19 protein-coding genes and 1 other annotated feature are annotated in these 21,264 nt (G+C 35.8%); of the genes, 4 read left to right on the top strand and 15 right to left on the bottom strand.

Annotated features, from left to right (window positions below; genetic code table 11):
• Positions 1–412 precede the first annotated feature (412 nt).
• Positions 413–2,494, bottom strand: coding sequence for a serine hydrolase domain-containing protein (locus B3D94_RS18065; protein WP_291758934.1), 2,082 nt, complete (start codon positions 2,492–2,494; stop codon positions 413–415).
• 371 nt (positions 2,495–2,865) lie between these two features.
• Between B3D94_RS18065 and B3D94_RS18060 the strand changes: the two genes are divergently transcribed.
• Positions 2,866–3,132 (top strand): gamma-type small acid-soluble spore protein, encoded by a 267-nt coding sequence (locus tag B3D94_RS18060; RefSeq protein WP_069481153.1) that lies wholly within the window; start codon positions 2,866–2,868, stop codon positions 3,130–3,132.
• A gap of 506 nt (positions 3,133–3,638) precedes the next feature.
• Here B3D94_RS18060 and B3D94_RS18055 read toward each other — a convergent pair.
• The 5 genes from B3D94_RS18055 to B3D94_RS18035 form a co-directional block, all read right to left on the bottom strand.
• A complete protein-coding gene (locus B3D94_RS18055) occupies positions 3,639–4,283 on the bottom strand; it encodes a methyltransferase family protein (RefSeq protein ID WP_291758930.1) in 645 nt (214 codons plus the stop codon).
• A gap of 22 nt (positions 4,284–4,305) precedes the next feature.
• Positions 4,306–5,103, bottom strand: a complete 798-nt coding sequence (locus tag B3D94_RS18050; protein WP_069481151.1) for a MerR family transcriptional regulator — start codon at positions 5,101–5,103, stop codon at positions 4,306–4,308.
• A 178-nt stretch (positions 5,104–5,281) separates the two neighbouring features.
• Positions 5,282–5,968 (bottom strand): DUF421 domain-containing protein, encoded by a 687-nt coding sequence (locus tag B3D94_RS18045; RefSeq protein WP_069481150.1) that lies wholly within the window; start codon positions 5,966–5,968, stop codon positions 5,282–5,284.
• Positions 5,969–6,554: 586 nt separating this feature from the next.
• Positions 6,555–8,144: an AraC family transcriptional regulator gene (locus tag B3D94_RS18040; RefSeq protein WP_291758925.1), complete on the bottom strand. Its 1,590-nt coding sequence runs from the start codon at positions 8,142–8,144 to the stop codon at positions 6,555–6,557.
• Between the two features lie 567 nt (positions 8,145–8,711).
• The gene (locus B3D94_RS18035) at positions 8,712–9,710 is read right to left on the bottom strand and encodes an ABC transporter substrate-binding protein (RefSeq protein WP_291758922.1); all 999 of its coding nucleotides are present in this window, start codon (positions 9,708–9,710) and stop codon (positions 8,712–8,714) included.
• A 496-nt stretch (positions 9,711–10,206) separates the two neighbouring features.
• Between B3D94_RS18035 and B3D94_RS18030 the strand changes: the two genes are divergently transcribed.
• Entirely contained in the window at positions 10,207–10,767 is a 561-nt protein-coding gene (locus B3D94_RS18030) for a hypothetical protein (protein WP_083244659.1), read from the top strand.
• Positions 10,768–11,235: 468 nt separating this feature from the next.
• Here B3D94_RS18030 and B3D94_RS18025 read toward each other — a convergent pair whose 3' ends face one another.
• From B3D94_RS18025 to B3D94_RS23065, 8 genes are all read right to left on the bottom strand, one after another.
• Positions 11,236–11,910, bottom strand: a complete 675-nt coding sequence (locus B3D94_RS18025; RefSeq protein ID WP_291758919.1) for a serine/threonine protein kinase — start codon at positions 11,908–11,910, stop codon at positions 11,236–11,238.
• Positions 11,911–12,643: 733 nt separating this feature from the next.
• Entirely contained in the window at positions 12,644–12,922 is a 279-nt protein-coding gene (locus tag B3D94_RS18020) for a hypothetical protein (protein WP_291758916.1), read from the bottom strand.
• Between the two features lie 17 nt (positions 12,923–12,939).
• Positions 12,940–13,059, bottom strand: coding sequence for a polymorphic toxin type 50 domain-containing protein (locus B3D94_RS18015; protein ID WP_291758913.1), 120 nt, complete (start codon positions 13,057–13,059; stop codon positions 12,940–12,942).
• 655 nt (positions 13,060–13,714) lie between these two features.
• A complete protein-coding gene (locus B3D94_RS18010; RefSeq protein WP_193831782.1) occupies positions 13,715–14,740 on the bottom strand; it encodes a hypothetical protein in 1,026 nt (341 codons plus the stop codon).
• Positions 14,741–14,918: 178 nt separating this feature from the next.
• On the bottom strand, positions 14,919–15,599 hold the full coding sequence (locus B3D94_RS18005; RefSeq protein WP_291758908.1) for a hypothetical protein: 681 nt from the start codon (positions 15,597–15,599) through the stop codon (positions 14,919–14,921).
• 38 nt (positions 15,600–15,637) lie between these two features.
• Positions 15,638–16,366, bottom strand: coding sequence for a hypothetical protein (locus B3D94_RS18000; RefSeq protein WP_291758905.1), 729 nt, complete (start codon positions 16,364–16,366; stop codon positions 15,638–15,640).
• Positions 16,367–16,843: 477 nt separating this feature from the next.
• Positions 16,844–17,221 carry a M15 family metallopeptidase gene (locus B3D94_RS17995; RefSeq protein WP_291758901.1) on the bottom strand — a complete coding sequence of 126 codons (378 nt, stop codon included), beginning with the start codon at positions 17,219–17,221 and terminating at the stop codon, positions 16,844–16,846.
• A 47-nt stretch (positions 17,222–17,268) separates the two neighbouring features.
• A complete protein-coding gene (locus tag B3D94_RS23065; protein ID WP_414673999.1) occupies positions 17,269–17,406 on the bottom strand; it encodes a phage holin family protein in 138 nt (45 codons plus the stop codon).
• Positions 17,407–17,955: 549 nt separating this feature from the next.
• Between B3D94_RS23065 and B3D94_RS17990 the strand changes: the two genes are divergently transcribed.
• Entirely contained in the window at positions 17,956–18,438 is a 483-nt protein-coding gene (locus B3D94_RS17990; protein ID WP_291758900.1) for a tyrosine-type recombinase/integrase, read from the top strand.
• A gap of 25 nt (positions 18,439–18,463) precedes the next feature.
• Here the strand turns inward: B3D94_RS17990 and B3D94_RS17985 are convergent, their stop codons facing one another.
• The gene (locus B3D94_RS17985; RefSeq protein WP_069481145.1) at positions 18,464–19,072 is read right to left on the bottom strand and encodes a YpjP family protein; all 609 of its coding nucleotides are present in this window, start codon (positions 19,070–19,072) and stop codon (positions 18,464–18,466) included.
• Positions 19,073–19,670: 598 nt separating this feature from the next.
• Positions 19,671–19,884, top strand: a binding site (T-box leader).
• Between the two features lie 105 nt (positions 19,885–19,989).
• On the opposite strand from B3D94_RS17985, the gene aspS reads away from it, so the two are divergent.
• Positions 19,990–21,090, top strand: coding sequence for an aspartate--tRNA(Asn) ligase (gene aspS / locus B3D94_RS17980; protein ID WP_291760650.1), 1,101 nt, complete (start codon positions 19,990–19,992; stop codon positions 21,088–21,090).
• The last annotated feature ends 174 nt before the right edge of the window (positions 21,091–21,264 follow it).

Here is a 21,264-nt window from a genome sequence, read left to right as displayed (position 1 = left end):
ATTTTTACTGCACAATATGTTTCAATTTTCCACTTAGTACACCTACACAGAAGACCACTATGCTCTAGTTCTTTCCCAAGTTTCCTATAAACTTTGCATCCTCCCTGTAAGTCATAAAAAATAAAGAGTGATACATATGACTAATATGTATCACTCTTTTACTTTTGTACAACAATAGCCCCGATTATGGACTAATTATATTTTCAATTTATTTATGATATTATTTATTAAAAAACGTGGTGTTAAAGGCAGTGAATGTTTTTAAGACCAATTCTGCTCCTGCAGTATTACTAGAATTGGGCTTTACTGAATCCCTACATTTTATCTTTCATTTGTGTATTATTTATGATCTTCTACATATTTCATGACACAAGTTAATGCGTTATGTGGTTTAAATTTATCATCAGAGTAGCTAGTTCAATGTGATTGCAAATTCTGAGTTCGGCGCACCCGCAAATACAACCGTTCCGTTCTTCGGCAGCTTTACTTTGTTATTGCCGCTCACAACAGTAAAATTGACGCATAGTCCTTCCTCATCATACACTGCGAAAGAACCCTTGGCTGGCATCGACACAGTGATCGTTTTCCCTGCTGCCGCTTGCGGGATCGTAAACCATTCCGCATGCCCATTTGCTTGTAGCTTCACTTTGGATGATTGATCTGCATCAAGTGATTTTAGGTTGGATTCACTGACATATAACAATCCGCCCATCTCCATATAATCATTACCGTCTTCCTTATAAAAACGAGCTTCCGTCGTATCACGACCTGCCATTACAGGAATCTGAAGCTCATGCGCAGCCGTGTTTGGACCTGTAATTTTTCTGCCATTCCAATAGCCATCTAGACCTTCATTACGATTAATTTGTGTTGTCAGCATCATTGGTAGGAGATATAGAGCAGAACTATATTTTTCGTTTACGAGATAATACTTAACCCCTTCCCTTTGTGCCCATGCGACAGTCGTTTCCTTCGATAGCATATTGTCTTCTAGTTTCTCGGCTAAATATTGAGTAACCGCTACTTGCCCTAAACCTGGTAACGATATAAATGAGCTCTCCACTAAATATGTTCGGTTATTCTTTTCTTTGATGAAGTAGAGCTTGGAAGTGCCTGTTTCATGAATGAAGCTTCCATCCGCAGTATATACATATTTTTCTTCTGAATTACCGGGTAAAATTAGTTCTCCATTCTTCGTAATTTCTATGTTGAAATGACTGAAACTATTGCCGTATAAACCCGCTTTCTTTGCTATGTCTTGAGGCATCTTGGCCTCGACTGGCTTGCCAAAGGATTTGTTCGGCTTGATATCCTTTATTACGCCCTTTTCTTTAAGCGCAGCGAGCAGTATTTCTGTCGCCATCATTTGATTTGTAGAGCTACTACCGCCAGATGACAACACAGCTACTGCCATCTTTTGTTCAGGAAGTACGACCAGTGAAGCATGTTGAAGTCCCGTGTCGCCACCTTTAGCTAGGCCCTTTATCCCATACTCACTGAATGGATATAGTTTCACACTATCCCAGCCAAGACCATAGTTGACTATACTATCTCCATCCCCTGGCCACATTCCTTTTTTATATTCCTCTTGCTCCATTGCCTTGAATGCCTTATCAGAGAGAATTCCTTTTCCCTGTCCCATAAATATTTGTGAGAATCGCACCATATCTTCTGCTGTGGATGATATTCCTCCCGTTCCAATCACATTCACCGATTCAGCAGGAAGCTGCCCTTCGTACGTTGGAAAATAAAGCCCAGCATACTTGTCGTTTTCCCCTATGTCCTGTGGTGTTTTCGTATCATTGAGCTTTAAGGGTTCCGTGAACTGCTGATGTATAAATTCGGTAAAGCTCATTCCACTTACTTTTTCTACCATAATTTCAGCCAACGTAAAGCCGTCGTTGCAGTATACCGAGAATGCACCAGGGTCCGCTTTTAAGCTCTGTTTGGACAATTGTTGCAACAAGTTATCATGGGCATAGGTATCATTATCTTCAAATAAAAAACTATTGCCATACCCAGTACCTTGTAAGCCAGATGAGTGGTTCAACAGCATACGTGGCGTAATGCGTTTGTAACGCTCATCTTTCATCTGAAAATCAGGAACATAATGAACGACTGGAACATCTAAATCAACTTTTCCTTCGTCGACCAATTTCATCACAGCCGCCGTTGTATAGATTTTACTAACTGAGCCAATCCCGTATAGGGTATTTTTAGTCAGCGGCTGTTTCCCTTCCATGTCGTTCTTGCCTGTTTGATCCGACAAAATGACTTTGCCATTATCAATTAGCGCATACTGTACACTAGTCGTCTCGTAGGACTGAGTGAGTAAATTTGCCTTCTCTGCTGCAATTTTTTTCAATTCACGGCTAGCAACTTCTTGGCTAACTACAACCGTAGTCTGATTGTCTGAAACTGCCATAACCCCTGTTGGTAGGCTCATCGTTAACGCTAATGTAGCAGCTAATACTCCAGATAATTTAATTTTCATAAAAAAATTTCCTCCTTAGTGAAGTAATTAATTTTAAGCATACATTTCTTAGGAAAAAGAAATATTTACTATAAATAGAATATCGTAGTATACTATGTTCGTAAATACAATGATAGACTTATCCCCTTTCAGGCTTAAGACCTATAATTAACTACGTAAATTAAAATGACCAGCTTCGCTAAATTGGCTTTGCTGGTCATTTCTATTAGGCTATCTACAATATTTGAGATTTGTGCTATTTATATTATTACTTTGTTTCTGCCTCTTCAAGCCAAGCTTCTGTTAGGTCGAAACCTTTAAACGTTCGAGCTTTGGAAAAAAACGGATACAAATACACCTTCTGTACACACTAATTTCAGGAGGTGATTTTAATGGCGAACAACAATCAAAACTTTAACTCAAAAACTCCAAATGCCATGAGCCAGGAATTTGGAAATGAAACTGATGTAAATCAAATTAAACAACAAATCCAACAAGCTGAAGCTAAAAAAATGCAAGCTTCTGGTTCAACGAATTCGATGAGCCAAGAATTTGGAAACGAGACTGATGTTAATGAAATCAGACAGCAAATTCAACAAGCTGAAGCTAACAAAAAATTTGCTTCTGGTCAATTTTCAAACGAAAACAATACAAAGTAAATTTACTCATCATCAACAACCGGCAGCCTTTGCCGGTTGTATTTACATTCTTTCTTAAGAATCCTCCCGCAAAGCTATTGTGGAATCTCATCACTCCATAAGCTTTTTGAAGTATAAAATGAACTTCACATTGTTTTTCTCTATTAAAGAAGCTGAAGAGATTTCAAAGTGACGTTTGTTTTTTATTATAACAAGTACATTTCTTCTTAGATCCTTTATTTTAGAACATCACGTCCTAGTTGAAATAATTAAAAAGTAATAAGGAACATTCCATTACATACATTAATATTGGTGCCTCGCACGCACTTTTTATAGGCTGTGGCATTTATTGAAAGCCACAGCTTTTTTATTTTTGTAAGACGAAGAACTAGATAGTCCAAACATGCAAAGCAACAAGCAAAACCCGTTAATGGTACATATTAATAATTATTTTTTATAGAATAAAAATAGGCAATTGTCCTAAGTTAAAGGGTGATTTTGCTCTGTTTGAAACGCTTGTTTCGGATTTACCAGATAAACGGAATTAACCTTTTTGTTTTCAGTTTATACACTGTAAATTGTTCACCATACTTGCTCTGTAGATAATCGTCGGATTTTGGAATATATCCAAATACAAATACTAAAATTAGACCAAGTGGTATAAGTAAACTATAAATATTGTTAGAGATGAGCGCTAAACCTAATACCCAGAGGCAATCCCCTAGATAATTAATATGAATCGCATATTTAAATAATCCTCCTGTATATAGCTTTCCTTGATTAGCAGGATTGTCTTTAAAAGGCTTTCTTAACAGCTCTGAAACGGTGTTTAGCATACTTCCTCCTACAAATAATACCCAACCTAAAATAACTACTATAACATTTGGATCTTGATTACTAGTAATCATTAAGATTGGGAAGCCTAAATAATAGATCCCAAAAGCAATACTGTTCATGATAGCTTCTTGCCATGCTATGCCTCTAGTCAACCATATAAACATCATAGACGTTAATCGTAAAGCTGTAATGATCAAAGCAATAAAAAGCCCTAGTGCAATGCCTGATTTGTCATAAGTAATGAAAAGTAAATAATATGCAATGACTAGATAGACAATTTCAGCAACTACAATCAAGATTTTTTCTTTTATCGTTGGCTGGTTAATGCCATACATTGTATTACACTCCTTCAACTATTTATTGGATAGGAAAATATACTTCTACAATATTATTTTCCTCCGATGTACTATATGGATTCGTTTGATAAACTTCAAACGGCGCTCCATTCAGATTATAGTTATTATCTTTAATCCACATATGTAGCTTTGTATGAATAGACGGTAATTCATCATAAGAACCGGTAAGCGTTGCCATTGCGCAAAGACCGGGGTTAAACACTTTTGTTTCATTTGTGGCCTCTTCCAAGGGAATTGCTATTTCTACATCATATTGTTCTGGTACATATTCTGAGCTATGAAAAATGGCAAGTGGTTTCGCAATAGGTGCTAAATTTGCAAACAAAGCTCTACTCAATAATTCATTAAAGTGTAATAGAAAATCAGCGGTATTCATTTGTTTTCGTTGAGATAATATATGAAAGGTCAAGTGATTCATAAGTTTAATCTCTATTTTATCTAAGTAACCCATGATAGGTTCCGCTTTATTTAAGCGTTGAATATCAAGCTCTAATTTTTTTAATAGCGAACAATAATCAGTTATATGTTTTGTTAATTTTTCTTGCTTGGTTTGCATTTTAGCGTTTAAAAAGTCCGTATCTTCCAAATTTGCTAAAATAACCTTAATTTCTTCAAGCGAAAATAAATAGTTTTTTAATCGCGTAATCAAAAGAGCCGTTCTTAATTGGGAAAGATGATAGTAGCGATAGTTATTTTGACTGTCTATGGAAGCAGGCTTTAAAAGCTCAATTTCATCATAGTATCGAAGTGTCTTCAACGTAAGATGTGATATTTTCGAGAATTCACCAATTGAAAGCATAATAATCACCTCCTTTAATAAATTACTTTAAATATAATGTTTCCTGTAAGGGGAAGGTCAATAAATATAGCTATATTTTATTACTTGCGTAGCTAGTCTTCGATAAATTTTTTACTGGCTGCTGCCTGAGCTTCAAAAAAATGACCAGGTAGTCCTTTGAGTGCCTGGTTACTTTTGTTTAGAATTTTTGTATAAATAAGCTTCCATCAGATTGAATCTCAGCATAAAACACTTCTTCTACCTCTTTTATATTGGCCTTGCTTAATTCATTTTTTAACCAATCTCTACTTTTACCTACTTCTAATAAATTTTTAGGTAATAATTTTCCATCCGTAATTATTTCAATCGGTAAATAAGTCGGTGGTGAAGGATATAGGTTTAAGTCACTTTTTTGTGTTCCTTGAAATTCAGGCTTTTTGAGAATACTAAGTCTACCATTGGGTTCTAGAATGGCGAAATCTATTTCTGTTATTGAAAAGATTTGATATTGCCTAGTCAACATCGTTAAATCATCGATATTAACACCTGTTCTTTTTAATGCTTTTCTGTCTATCTCCCCATGTTTTATAATAATTGTAGGTTGACCATCAAGGATTACTCTAATTTTCCCTGACTTAAGACTTATATAACTAATTATTATAGTAAGTAAACACCAAATTACTAAGCTGAGTAGATCTTTTGTGTAATCTTTTGTACTAAGAACAACCATATTTGCTGCCATTGATCCTATTGTTATTCCTGTTACATAGTTAAAAAAAGTTAAATGACTTAATTGTTTTTTTCCTAAGAGACGTGTAAGAGCTAAAAGGACAAAAAAAGTTATAACCGTTTCACTGGCTATTTGTAAGTAACTTATATCGTTCATTGTTTCACTCCTGTCCATTATAGAATGGTCAAGTATTTAAGAAAATACACAAAAAGCCCAAGCTCAAAATTAATTGATGAGTGCCTGGGCTTTTTTGGTGAATGATTAATAATTTTCTACTCGTGCTTTAAAAGCCATTTTAGCATAGCGTAGTGCAATGTCATTTCCTGCTGTAGTTAGATAACATTTTAATAATCTTGATATGCCTTTGTAACACTATGTCGTCTTTAGCCATACACATCATATTTACTGGGCGAATTGTTTTAAAATGGAACTTTTACTCATATGAAGCGTATTAAAGTAAAGGGAGAAAAAGTAAATAGACGTAAATTGAAAAATCTAGCTGTCAAAGTCAAAAGAGGGCGTATCTTTCAACTAACGGTGTAGAATAATTCAAAAAAAGTATTAATGATGTGTTTGTTTATGAAGGAGGTCGTTTAAGGTACTGCCAAAAATGAGATGTCTCCTAGGATATAAGTTTGGTAGCTTCTTTAAAAGCACGCAAAAAATAGAACGGTGGACTGCATACCTTGGATGAGGTGCTTACCGTTAACAGTAAAAGCTGAGACCCCCAAGTAAAACCAAATCAAGCTAACGATCGCAGTATATCATCGATTTTTTTGCCATTGGAAATAATTCCATTATTCATCCAAGTTAGAAAATCAACCTCGTACACACGTTTGTTTCTAACAGCGGGTAGATCACGCCACTCTGGCTTCTCGAGCAGTTCCCTCTCCTTCCCTTCTTCCTGGCTATGCCATGTATCGAAAGTAATGAACAGGTGATCTGCGGTTAGCATACGGAGGTCATCCACAGTGAGAGTGAACATACCTGGCCTGTTCCCTTTTGAGGCTACACCTACTGCGGAGTGGGAGCGTAAACCAACATCGCCATAGAGAACTGTTGAAACAAAGCCTTGCCCTCCTTCCGTATATTGGATGATTTGGTCCGCCGAGATACGTAAAAAAGCAACATTCTGACCTTTCATAAGATGACTCAGCGTATCACTCGCACTCCGTGCTTTGAAATCATAATTTGCGATAGCTTCATCGGCCAACTCCGCCCGCCCGAAATAATCGGCGACAGTACGCAGCAGTGTACGCCAATTATTGGTCGGCTCACGCAAGATGCACGTGTTGGATATGCGTCGGCACTGAGCATATTGCTGTTGTTCGTAACGATCCACAAGCAATATCAAATCTGGTTTATAATAGGAAAGCTCGTCAAGATTGCCGCTGTTCTCGTCAAACGTCGGAATATGGTTTAAGTCTAGATAGTCTTGTTTTCCCCATTTCTCATGCCAATATTGGGCGATAGGCTCCATATCCAGCGCGACGATGAAATCCTCCAAATATGGTGCTACTACTCTAAGCTTTTCCTTGCGACTGCGACGGTATTGTCCGGGTGATATGCCTACCGTCTGCTTGAATCGACGGCTGAAATAATATTCATTGCTGAAGCCTGCATTTAGAGCAATATCGAGCAACTTGTCATCGGCGCTCGCTAGCCACTTCTTGGCTTGATTAATCCGTACTTCATTCAAGTACTGGAGCGGTACTTGACCAGTAGCCTCTTTGAACAAACGGGTATACTTCCAACGATCAATACCTGCGAGGGAGGCCAGCTCTTCCACGGTCAGAAGCTCACGGTAATATTGATGAATGTGCCGTATACTGAGCTCGATCCCAGGATACTCGGTATTCGTTCCCTTATCTTCGATTGCAGGTGCATTTTGGTGGAATAGAAAGAGCAGCAACTCTTGGAATTTCACAAATCGTTGGAACAGCTCGAGCTCGTTGCTCGCTCTGCGGAGTCCATATAACTCATTAAGGAGCTCTATTGTCTTTGTGAATGGTGAGCAGGTAAGCTCTTGCTTTTCCGGCAGTAAACGCGAAGCTGCGTCATAGCCTCTCGTTACGAAGCGCACCTGATAGTAACTGCAGTTCGAAATCTTTTGATCAATAGTGAAATATCTGCCAGGCCCCTTTAAATAACATTTTCCTTGTCCCGTGCCACTCATAATAAAGAGGAGTTCAAAGCTTTCCTTATCGTTTCTATTGCTGCCATCTGAATCATTCATTTCGGCTTGATCGCCCACAACGATGAAGCGGATCGATCTCAGCACATATTGGACTAATGGAGCCATCTCGGCTTGTTTGCACTGTTCGATATCCATTGTTACTAACTACCGCCTTTAATTGATATTCATTCTCAATGAATATAGTGTAATTCAAAAAGAGCCGCCCATCAACCTTAAACTGTACTTTTTTAAGTGGAGAAAAAAGAAGTCGATGCAGAAATGTCCAATAGATACTTTACTAAAAAAACAGGAACCATTAAAATGCAATTCTAGCGATTACATATACAAAAATATGTCACTGTCATTTTATTAGGAGAACTGAAAAAGGTAAATTACCTAGAGAAATTTTTAAAGCAGCAGTTTTAGATGTTGAATGAATTGGTTTAAAGCGTATTCAGGGGAAACGTTGGCGTACCATCTTAACGTATAACTAGAGTAGAAAGTTTACAAGATATGCGAAAAAACAAATACAAGACGTTCGTCAAAAGGTGAAAGCTTAGAAGAAAAAATTGTCAATGGAAGTTGAAAAAGCTGCCGCAAAATACAGCGGCAGCTTCAAAAAAGTACCCGGCCTTTCTTAAAATTGTCCTTTATAAAAGGTATAGTTATATTTCCCATTATGGCGATAAGTCATGCCAAGGAACGTCATCACCGTATTTCGTACTAAGGAGCCAGTAATCGAAGTAAATCATCCAGTTTCAACTCGTTAGCCGTAATGGCTCCCGTCTGCCAATACGATCTCTCTACTGGATATACATGGCCGTTCTTAAATGCAGGAACGGTCTGCCATAACCGATCTGCCTTCATTTCCTCAAAAGCTTTCGCGTTGCTCTCTTCCTCCCACGTCCCATTGGATGGAAGCAAAATAATATGATCCGCGTCAAGCTCTGGAATGACCTCCTCCGACAAGACGATATTGCCCTCCGTCATTGCCTCGGCGAACCCCGGAGCCTTCAGTCCAAGATCCTCATACAAAATTTGTCCAACAAACGTGTTATGAATGCCGAAAATATTAATCGATTTGTCTACGACGTTCATTCGTAGAACAACAATCTTCTCATCGCCGATCGCCGCGTTGAGCTTAGTTTTCACATCCGCAATACGTGCATCGTAATCAGCAAGAACCTGCTTCGCCTTATCGCTTAGACCAAGCAAATCGGCGATTAAGGTCAATGTTTTGCGCGTATCCACAAGTACGTCGTCTGGCAAACGGAACGTCGGTGCAACCTTAGAATAGAGCTCGTATTGTTCTGCATCTACCTCTCCAGCGCCGATAATCAAATCTGGCTCGGATACAAGCAAAGCTTCAATGTTCCCAGTCACGTCGAACAATGGCACATCCAGTTTCAAATAATCCTGCTTGCCCCACATCGGGTTATAGTATTGCACAATAGGCGTTACCCCAAGTGCAACCAAATAATCTTCACGATAAAGAGCTGAGACACGCTTCGGATTTATCGGAATTTCTACCTCTCCGAAGCCATCGGTTACGACGCGTGTTTCGATCTGAGGCGTACCTTCACTTGACACTGCCGCTGCGTTTGCAGGCTGATCGGCCGTTCCCACAGCTTGGTCGCCTGTCGAGGAGCAACATGACATCGTAATCATTCCTGCGGTTATAAGCGATACCCATCCTGTTTTCATAAGCATCAATCTTGCCATGATTAAATTCACTCCCATAATTTATGTATAGTAGCAAAACAATTCGATTGTTTACAGTGATAATCATTATCGTTTAGCCTGAATAGATAGTATCCCAAATTGGATGACATAATCAATACACATTCTCTACGACCGGCTTTATACAAACTCGACACTTCCGTATAAACGAAAAACAATAAAACATACAAGAGCCAAACAGACGTCATGACCTTTTGAGGTTCCTCTAAATCAAACTCATCTCGCTCTGGATGTTGTGGCTCTTTCTTTTTAGGAGGTGCTTTAGTTTTTTCGATAATTAACCCCCTTTCGACAGAACATTTGTTTTTATTATTTCAGAACAAATATTTACGTTTTGACAAGTATTAATTTGTGGAAATAAAGCATGATTTTAATTAAATTTTCGCCATAAATTAATAATTTTGAGCAAATAAAACATAAAGGTTTGGTCTAAATGTATCTCTTTGTTGAATAATGTAAAAACAAGGAGCGTGATAAATTGGGTTTTGACAATTTCAATAGAAATGAAAAGGAACCTACTTATAAAAAAATTAGCAGAATTCATGATGATTGTGAAAAAAGTTGTATTAACAAAAATGTTCATGATGGAGTACAGGTTCCACAACAACCTGTAGGGACGGGGCTTCCAGGGTTTGCTTATATTTATGATACAACTGCACAACCAGCTATCCCGAATAATGGCCAAGTTACTTTCAATACAAATGGTAATATTACACCTGCGGGATTTGTATCACATGTACCAGGAACAGAACCTATCATTATCAATCAAACGGGGATTTATCTTATTACCTATGAAGTGTTCGTTACAGGTGGTCCTTTTGCATTTTCCCTTTTCAATGGCGACAACCAAATAGCAGGTTCCAATTATGGAGGCAATGGTGGTTCCGACCCGCAAAATGGTCAAGTAATAACACCTTTAAATTCATCGGATGTTCTTACTTTAAGAAATATTCATCCGAACCCAACAGCTTTATTAAACACAATTATTGGAGGCACACCGGTTATCAGCGCGTCTATCGTCGTTTTAAGATTAGTTTAAGGCTAGCTTTTGCGGTTGTAATTCTACCACTTGGAATGATTTCCATAGCGCTTTCTCAAATTGTTCATTCAAACATCATTCATTCCGTTAAACACAACCAGCAGACTTGGCCCCTAGCTATTGCTGTTACTGCTTTTCATAGCTATGTTCAGAAGATTAAAAGACAAAGACGTAGATAGCAATATTAAAGACGTTTAGTAACAAGATATAGCTAAAATGTAAAATGCATATAAAAAACCTCCATACAATTGGAGGCTTTTAACAATGATTTTATTTATAGTTGTTAATTAATCTATCACACTTAAAATGGATCATAATAATAATCATGATAGCTGTAGTAAATTGACATACTCTCACCCTCTTACTATTAAAAAATACGCTACTCAGTGTGTGAGTAGCGTTACTGACCAATATGAAATAATCTCGTAAGAGGTTAGGCTCCTACTTGTTATTAAACTAGCCGTAAGTTCAATTATTTTTTAACAGAAGTTTTAAAATATATTTTGTAAACTCTTCAAATGAAGAATTTTTTCCACGCTGGTTATACCACTTTCGAATCGTTTCTACTAACCAAAATGGCACTGAATTTCCATCTATTAAATGATAGTATTGCTCATATCCTTTTTTTAAATGCTCCCATCGATGATCATTACCTTGAAGAGTGTATTCAGAGACATCAATTATTTTTGCCCTTCCATTTTGTAGTAAAATATTTTTCAAATGAATATCACGAGGGTTAAGTCCCTTCCTCCGAACATATTCTCTTGCTTCCTCCACTTCATTTACAACCTGTTTTGGAATGTGAATACCTTGAAGAATGCAGTCAAAGAGCGTTTTTCCTTCTTCGTAACTTAAAACCAGATATTCGTTGTATGAAGCAAAACATCTTGAAAAGTAAGGTGATTCTTCTAATACTTGATAAACAGTTGCTTCAATTTTTACTTTGTGTACTTTGTCTTTGGCATATATTTTAAATGCATAAGCCGGGGCGGAAAGAGACTGAAAAACAGCTGCATCTGTACCAACACCTATACACTTCAAATCATCAGCCTCACCACATATGGTTACCGGCTCGTTATTTGGATTTGAAAAAACTTTTATTTTAGAAAGAGAACCCATAGCTTTGTCCCAGTCGTTTTCCATATCATCTCTCCCATCATTTGCCTTGAAGAAATTACACTATCTAATTACTTTAGTAGGGATTCAATATCGCTCTTAACAATATTCAGTTTTTACATTGATCTTTAACTACATCCGTTATATTTTAGGTGGTACTATCTTTGAACTTTTTTCACCACATTCTAAATATCACACTTAAATCTCAAGTTTTCTACACTTTCTCTTAATTTTAAAACGTTGGGGACTAATATAAGTTCCCATATACATTTCTCCTTATGGAAGTATACTTCTTCGTTAGCTGCAGAAGAACCCGTTCTACCCTCTTACCCTTCCATTAGTAACATTTACCCTTAACCACCTTCATTAAAAACGCTCAAAGTGATTTGATGTGGCTCTATTGTCAAATCAAGTGGTTCATAATGGAACAAATTGTTCTTGTGAAGCGATAACCTCCGCCATATTAGCCCAATAATCTTTTCAAATTCAAATACAGAATTTAAATAACTGCTTCAAAACCCATTCTATTAAGCTGTTGAGCAAATTTTTCATAATGATTTATTATATAGTTTGCACCTAGCTCCAGCTGCCAAAATACGTGTCTCTTGTCTAGAAGGACTAGGAGGACTAGGAGGAATTAAAGCAACTAATCAATGCAAAAGAAAAGGAATTACAAAATGATTCAACACAAAAGCCCAGGCTCAAAATTAATTGAGTACCCGGGCTTTGTCTTTCAATAGTTACAGAAAATCAGTCACTATTAAAAATTACTTCTCCTGTTTTCTCTATCTTTATAAGATATAGGTTTATTTTCCCCTGTTCCAATTTCAACATATTGATTATTATTCAACACATCTCTAACTAGTGCTACATGGTATTCTTGATATTTATCATCGTCAAGTTCTAACCCGTTATCGGAGTCGTAGAATGTGTCGATTTCACAAATACTAGTCTTTCCATTTTCCCACGTAATTTCTAATTTTGGGCTTTGATACCCCCTATACTCAAGCAACTTTAAAACAGCATTGTCATAAACCAATTCCCATTTCCCCTCTCTTAAGGTGCGGATGGAACAATTTGAGAGCCTGTTTTACTAGAATGTATTATACCATTTTGAGTAGATAAATAATGATTCGTTTTAGAATCGAAGTAATCACCGACATAGTTTTGTAACATAATATCTATTCCTTTTAATGATGTATCTTCAAAGTTTACTTCATTTAAGTCAGTAAAGTAAGTATAGTTATAACTGTTTTTATACTACCGCCTTAATGTTTATTCAAGTTATCAGTCATGACTTTAATATTAAAACTATTCATTTCAAAAGAAATTTTGATTTCTTCGTCAGCTTGCGAATATAGAAGAATGCTGGAGGGTATTGATGCTGTATGTCAAACTAGTGGACTTATAAAGTACCTTCTATAGAGGGTTACCAAGATGACAACCCTTGAGAAATTAGCATTTAGTAATAATCTTTATTTGATTAATTGATTGATTGTTTGCATCATTCCACATTGACTTAACTCCTTTTTCCCATCCTCCAAGCTTGAATTAACTCAATTGCTTTATCAGCATCTACTTTGGACAGCTTACATAGTTTTCCTAGGTAAATTTGAGTCAATCATTACAATTTCCAGAATTAATAGGTAGTACGATGGCTCTCGCCTCCTTTTCACTTATTAAATTTTCCCCATAAGGACGTTTGAACGGCACTTATACTCTAAAGGCCTATTCCATTACAAGTACAAAAAAACAAAAAAGACTATCTTTAAAGCAAGACCACTTTTATTATCAACCACTTATTTTTTTGTAGCATCGATAAGATATTAAATTAAATATGGTCAGTCTGAGTATTAGCGAAAGTACATTCTGCTTTTAGAGGGACGCTGGTCCAATAATCTAATGCATCTTGTGGAACGCCAGCTGTTTGACCTGTACAACCACAGCCGGCATAAGCTTGAAATGATTCAAGCTTATTAGGGTGATCATAACCAGAAATGTGCATAAGCTCATGAATAGTCGTTCGACACATTTCCAAAAAACCATTATCTTTGTTTCTAAAATTATTCAAATTGAGGGTTATTTTGTTTCCCGAAGCAGTTCCATTTAAAGTTGGATCAGATTCTGGGAAAATTAACAATTTAGTTTTTATTGCTTTATCTCTTAAATTTTTCTTTTCATCGATCTTTAGAAAAGGAGAATCTGCAAAAGCTCGTATTACCTCATTTATAGCTTTTCGAATATAAAATTCATCATCCCATACAAAATTATGGTATTCGTAAAATTGAGAGTAAAAGTTTAGATCTGGGATACCTTCATGGCTACAATAGTTCTCCTTGAAAGCTATTAAGTTAATTAAGCTTTCATCATTTAATGAAGGTCCTTCACTAAAGATAGGAAACCCACCTGAATAGGCTCCTTGATCATGTAAGTATCTATTTACTGCAAAAAATCTAGATTTTATTGAGGTCGTGACATCTTGCGCATATTCTTTAAGTTTTAGTACTGGAACACTTATTAAGTCTGCTGCATTTTCTCGAATAAAAATTACACCGTTATATATTTTCCCGTTATGTGTCCCTTGTTCAAAAGTTGGAATAGCTCCGATAAAACCATTTCCTATTTCAGGAAGCTCATTTGCTTTCATGAACATATCTTCTACATTAGTTAACCGAAAGGCATCTGTTTCTTCTATATCTTTAGGTACAATACTTTCAGGATTTTTATGAATTCTCATTATCCCTACATTCCAATAATGTTCAGAATTTGTTGAGTCTCCTGAGAGAAATCCACCTTCAAACCCTTCAGCTAAGCAATAACGATGAACTGCTGTGAATTGCTTAAGAAAATTATCCATAATCTCACTCTCCGTCTTTTCTAATTTATTTATTTGAAATTGAGCAAGGATTTCTACAATTAAGTTCGAATTGTAAGTTAATATTAATAAAATAATAGTTAATCCCCCTTTAATTAGCTTACTTAGAGGGGGATATAGAACTATAGTTATTTATTTAATCCGAAGTAATATATAATTATTAATTTGGATTGGTTACTGGTGAAATATTTATTTCTGGCTTTGATGCACTAGTTACTCTATCTGTTCTTCCTAGTTTATCGGCAACTATAACATTTTGGCTGTCAGTAACATGTATGGTTTTTCCATCAGTAAATTTAATTGTAGCAATTTGTATAAATACTGTTGCTTTAGTTGGAATGTTAGATTTTCCAGTTGCTTTAATATTCCCTTTTACATTGTAAGTTTCTGTTTTTGAATTATAAATTAAAGTTGAAAATCCTTGTTTGAATTGTTCGTTCGAGAAGTCAAAATCATCAGTTTTATTTTCGTAGTGACTATAATTGCCCCCTCCTTTGGCGAAGCCAAAAGCGCCCATTAGCCAATTTGCAGAACCTTTAATAGAATAGCTTTCCTCTAAAGTTTTCTTTTCTGATTCAGTAGTATGTTGGTATAGATATTCTTTCCATTGTTTTACAGTCTCTTGAGCAACAGTTTCAATTGTAAAGTCAATCATAAGATCAACAGTTGCGCCATCTGTTACTTCAACTTCTAATGAAGTAGCTCTACCATAGCCATCTGTAAAAGTTCCCTTAGAATAAGTAGTTGCTTCATCAGTAGAAATTGTAGAAGCATTGTGTAGGTTAGATGAATTCGGATTAAATTCTATTATCTTAATTTCTTTAATTTCAGGATTACTCATGTTTTTTCCTCCATAAAATAAAATTTTATTTAAACAACTTAATTTTGTGTAATAGTTAGTGGCGACATGTTATATAAAATTCCTACTTGAGAAAAAGAATCAGTTCGTCGACCGACAGGTTTATCGGTACTTAGAATTTTAAAATTTTTCCCATCTCTAAAAGTAATGTCGGCTGTTTGAATAAATACCCCCGCTTGGACTGTTTGATCACTAATACCTGTAGCGGAAATATTTCCAGTTACATTTATTTTGGTGGTCTGTAGTGAATAAAACTTTTTTGAAATTTCTGTAAGAACAATATCATGCTTTATTTGAAATGGTCTAATTTGATTTTCAAATGAAAGAGGATTACCTACTCCACATAAAAATGACCAAAGAGTTGTTAACCATTGTGCATGGCCTTTCATTTGTGCCTGCCTAGATAATTCTTGAACTTGCTCTTGGGTTAATTGTGACTCGACAAAACTTTTCCATTCTTGATATTGGGTATCTGCAATAGTTTCAACTGTAAAATCAATTTGAATGTTTGCAGTTACACCAGGCTGTACTTCAACGAATACGCTACTGGTGTTATATCCTCCTTTATATATCCCACTTATAAAAGGCGGTGTATCATCGTTTTGATTTGGGTCATGGTCATGAGTTGTTGTAATACAATTTCTATCCCAATCATCACAATCATTGTCATCTGCCATCACTAGATTTTTACTATGACTTGTGTTTACAAAAGTATCTAAAAGATTTCCGACAACTAAAAAGTCCTTCAACTTTTCACCTCCTATCTAAAATAGCAAATCCGTATTAGTATGAAGCTTAGAAAAAAATTTATTCTAAGTATATAAATTATTTTTATGAATATAATATGATTTTAAACTAGTTTTCTTGACCAAATGTATTAACTGTATCTTGTAAAAAGAGTTGCAAAACAACAATCAAACTAATGGGGAAATTAAAGAATTATCTTTTGTGAACACTGAAATATTGCTTGATGTAAAATATATAAAACTAAATAAAGCTATAAAAAAACAAAGATATTTTCTGTATCAGTATCAAATTACATAATTAAATCTTATGCTGAGCATCTTTACCGTACAGGTTTTGATTAACCTCTTTAACTTTATTTTTTACGGATTAGAAAAATTGAAATGTAGCTTACGCGAAACTGTATGTAATGAAATAAAAAAGTGCTAACAAGTTTGAAAACGAACTTGCTAACACATATAAGAAATAGACATAAAATATCGCTAATATATCACATTTAAGTGTGGCCGATCAATAGCGTTAGTCCAAGTACCTCCTGACTTGATGCCTAACTTCTTAGCAATAGACACTACTCGGTTTAAAGTAGCCACATCATATAAAGATTGTGGAGGGCCAACAGCAATGTCCCACGCTAGACGTGACTTATGATTGCTATTTATTGTCCAAGTAACAATCTGCACTGGTCTTATTCTTCCTTGTGCGTATAGATATTTTTGCCTTTCTTGTGAGCGGTATGTTTCAGTAATGAAGATGTTCTTAATGCCTGCCTTGAAGCACTCCTGAAATAGCAATCGACATGCTGTTTGTGCAGCTGGTAATAGTTCGGCTAAGTCTCTGCAAGTTGTTGTTACGCTTGTCATTTAGTTTCTCCCTCTCCTGTTTTATCCTTTACAATTGATAAAATATTTTAAATGAACTCCGGTGTTGGTAAGCCCATTTTTGTGCCGTTCTTTCTGATAGAAATAAATTCGAGTACACAGAATGTAATGGCTGCACCATCACCTGCGTACTCGATACATGGAATAACTATTGTTAGGAAGTACACTGAACCAAGTTACTATAGTTCGACGACGACAACCCTTCGAAATCTAACCTTTGGATACTCCAACGATTACCAATGCTCACCTGTTGTTGAATATTGATATTACCAGCATAAATAGTGCCTAGATTACCACTAATATCAGATAGTATATTTACATCTCCTACGAGATTAATTTTAGTTGTTTGAATCGGTAGTCGTCTAAGTTTGGTTTATTAAGGAAGCTATTGTGTTTCCGTTATAATCTGTGGTGCTTACCTTCTGAGCTATTTGATGTGAATGCTGCGTAATAATGGGCTCAGCACTTGCTACCCTTGTATCCACCCCGTGTAACAGTACGCCTTGTGCACTAACCGTAAATTTTTTAGTAAATTCATAGGCTACCCGAAACAAAGAAAATGAGTTATCGGTTCTTACATCTGATCAACTAAGTACAATGCTTACCCACACAAAAGATCATGAGGATGAAACGTACTATTCAATTTTACCTTAACTGTCTTATACAGGAATGCATAAAAGATGAAGCATTAGGTCTTCAATGGAAGGATATTGACTTTGAAACGGAAACTTAGTTTTATGCGGAATAGGACAAGATATGGCAAGGGGTCAACTAAAACAAAAAATAGTGACCGCAAAATCAAAGTTGGTACGAATGTAATTGAACAGTTAAATCGTTATCAAAAAGTAATCAAAGAAAAATTACTATCATTCGGGAAAAAACTTGAAGGTGAGGATTATGTATTCCACTCTTTGGAAAGTATGATACCAATGCCATTAACCACGTTACACAAAGGTTTTAAAAGGATTATTCAACGCGCTGAATTAAAAGAGTGTACACTCCATTCTCTTAGACACTCTCATGAAACTATATTAATGAACGATGGTGTACCTGTAAGGGCGATTGCTGAACGTTTGGGGAACACGCCTGAAATGATTCATACAACATACGGGCATGTATTGAGGGAGATGGAAGATAAAATTATCGACACTTTTGACCGCCCTATTGAAATTGGGGTTAAAAGTAGGGCTAATCTCTAAGAGACAGCCCCTAAACCCTTATATATCATGACAACCACTTCGGTGGTGTGTTTTTTTCCCAATAAATATCGCCTAGGTTATAGTGTGCCAAGAAGTCGTCCTCGACGCTGTGATAATGGAAGTTGTAATAATAGCCTTCCTGCGGTCTTTTTTCAGTACGTACATGGAAGCGGATGACATCTGATCCTGTGTCGTTATTGATTACATTGAAAATTTTCTCTCCATAATTACCACTTGGCTTTTCAGAGATGGTTAAAGATGCTAAGGAGGGCTCGTCCAAACTAGCGACAGTCATGGCAATCGCCTCCTCCATTTTTGGGAAGATGATGTTGTCAAATTCATGGCTAATTTTTGGACCAATTTTTGTACCAAACTTTATGTATGATTGCTCTCTCGCTGCATCCATAAGCAAGGCATTATAATCAATTTCTTCCTCTTGAATATGAATCTGCTCGTCACTACTACTATCAGGCTCAGCAGCTAGAGCTGTGTTTGTCCCCGATGCAGGACCGATAGATGCACGGTTTGAAGGATTTTGATCAAATGCTTCCCATATTTCATGCGTTGGCGTAATTAAACCAAATGTTAAAAACGCAACCATTATGACAATACTTTTTTTAACCCACGTTTTCATTCAGTATCACCTACTCTTTATGTACAAATTGGTAATTCTCCTATTATTATATACGTTCTCGCCATTAAAAGGTTTCATATTTCTATAATTCATTGTACAATATTTATGAATAATGTGTCGGTTTTTTAAAGGAGGTACAAAGCATGAGCATCGCAATGGGTATTGGTCTTTTATTAATGTTAGGTTACTTATCATCTTTATGCTTCACGGACTAATTTTTTATTTTTCAATATGTACCCTACAAAGCCCCTAAAAGCCTGTTATATGCAGTCTTTTGGGGTTTTTCATTTTTTTTCAATGCAGAATAACGCAAAATAATGCACACAGTTGGGGCTCATTATGGGACTATGTCGGGGCTTGTTGGGGCTAATATATAATATTAATAATTCTTGGCGGCGTGTAAGCAAAATTTCAAATTTAGTAATCGAATTTTGTATAATGTCCATCTTTAGACCTCTTTCGAGAAGCTGGAATACGTTTACTAAAACAAATTCTATTGCCAAAATCTTTTAAATTCAAAAATATAAAAACTAGTAGTAAAATTTAACAATTTTATTGAAAATGAAAAAAAGTATCGGTATAATATTTTTTAAATATTAAAAAAACGAAGAACAGGCTAAGTATGTCATTCCCTTTAACGAAAGAGAGCAATCGGTAGCTGAAAAGATTGTGTTAAATAATGATTGAAAGACACCTGTGAGTGTTATCCTGAAAAAAGTAAGGATAGACGGTTTGCAACCGTTAAAAAGCTTTGAGTTGGCTGTGTATGAAGCAATTAGGGTGGTACCGCGAGATAGGCTCTCGTCCCTGACAAATTGTCAGGGGCGGGAGCTTTTTATATTTAAAGGAGGTGAGTGTCCGTGGATGATGACGATGATGATAAAAGAAAAAAGTTAAAAAATTTAGGAGGAAAAATCATGCATACAAATCTAAAACGTACACTTACCAAAGAGTGTATAAATAAAGTGGGAGAAATGGTAAAAGTCCAAGGTTGGGTAAAAAAAATAAGACATCTTGGAAATATCAGTTTTATAGTACTAAGAGAGCGAACTGGTGAACTGCAATGTGTTTTAGAAGGAAAACTTGCTGGCGTCATTATAGAAACAGAAAGTGTTATAGAAGTTATCGGGAAAATCGTTCCAACAAATAACACAGTACTTGGCGTTGAACTGCTAATAAAATCAGTGAAAGTGATAAACAAAAATGATTTACTACCTTTTGAGGTAAATAAAAAAGAAGTAAACATAGGACTTGAGAACCTTTTAAATCATCGAGTATTATCACTCCGTCATGAAAAAATCGCTTCAATTTTTAAAATAAAAGCAACTCTTGAAGAGGCATTTCGTGAATATTTAATAAATATGGATTTTATCAGAATTTTTACACCAAAAATTGTTTCTCAAGGTGCGGAGGGTGGCGCCAATGTTTTTAATTTAAATTATTTTGGGAAAGACGCATTCCTTGCACAATCTCCTCAATTTTATAAACAAATGATGGTGGCTTCAGGTCTTGAGTATGTATTTGAAATTGGACCTGTTTTCCGTGCAGAAGAGCACAACTCATCAAGACATTTAAATGAATATATCTCTCTGGATCTTGAAATGGCTTTTATTGAAGACTATGAGGAATTAATGGAGCTAGAAACTCAAGTTATAAAATTTATGTTTGAGAAAGTAAAAGAAAAAAATGAAAACGAGTTAAAGCTTTTGAATATTGAGATGCCAACTATTACTGAAATTCCAAAACTAAAATTACATGAAGCAAGAGAAATTTTAAAGAATCGTTTTAAAAAAGAAATACCAGAAGGTGATGAATATGAAATGCTTGTAGCATCATTCAGAGAAAAAGGACTTAACGAGGAAAACTTCCAAAATTATTTAAACACATTTAAATATGGTGTTCCACCGCATGGAGGTTTTGCTATTGGACTAGAACGTTTAACAGCAAAACTCCTTGGATTAACGAACGTTCGGGAGGCAAGTGCTTTTCCACGAGACATCAATCGATTAACACCTTGAATGGTCTATTAAGCTTGGATTGTTGGATCTTTTCAATAATAATTCAGCCCACTTCAAATATAGTGGGTTTTCTTGTTTTTATAATGAAAAATACTACTATCCTGCCTTGTAACTTAAGTACATTTGTTCACAATATCTTTGGTATACAGTCTAATCAGTTATTCATGAATATGG

Source organism: Lysinibacillus sp. UBA5990, from assembly GCF_002429815.1.
GTDB classification, from domain to species: Bacteria; Bacillota; Bacilli; order Bacillales_A; family Planococcaceae; genus Lysinibacillus; species Lysinibacillus fusiformis.
This window is presented reverse-complemented; position numbering and strand designations above follow the sequence as displayed.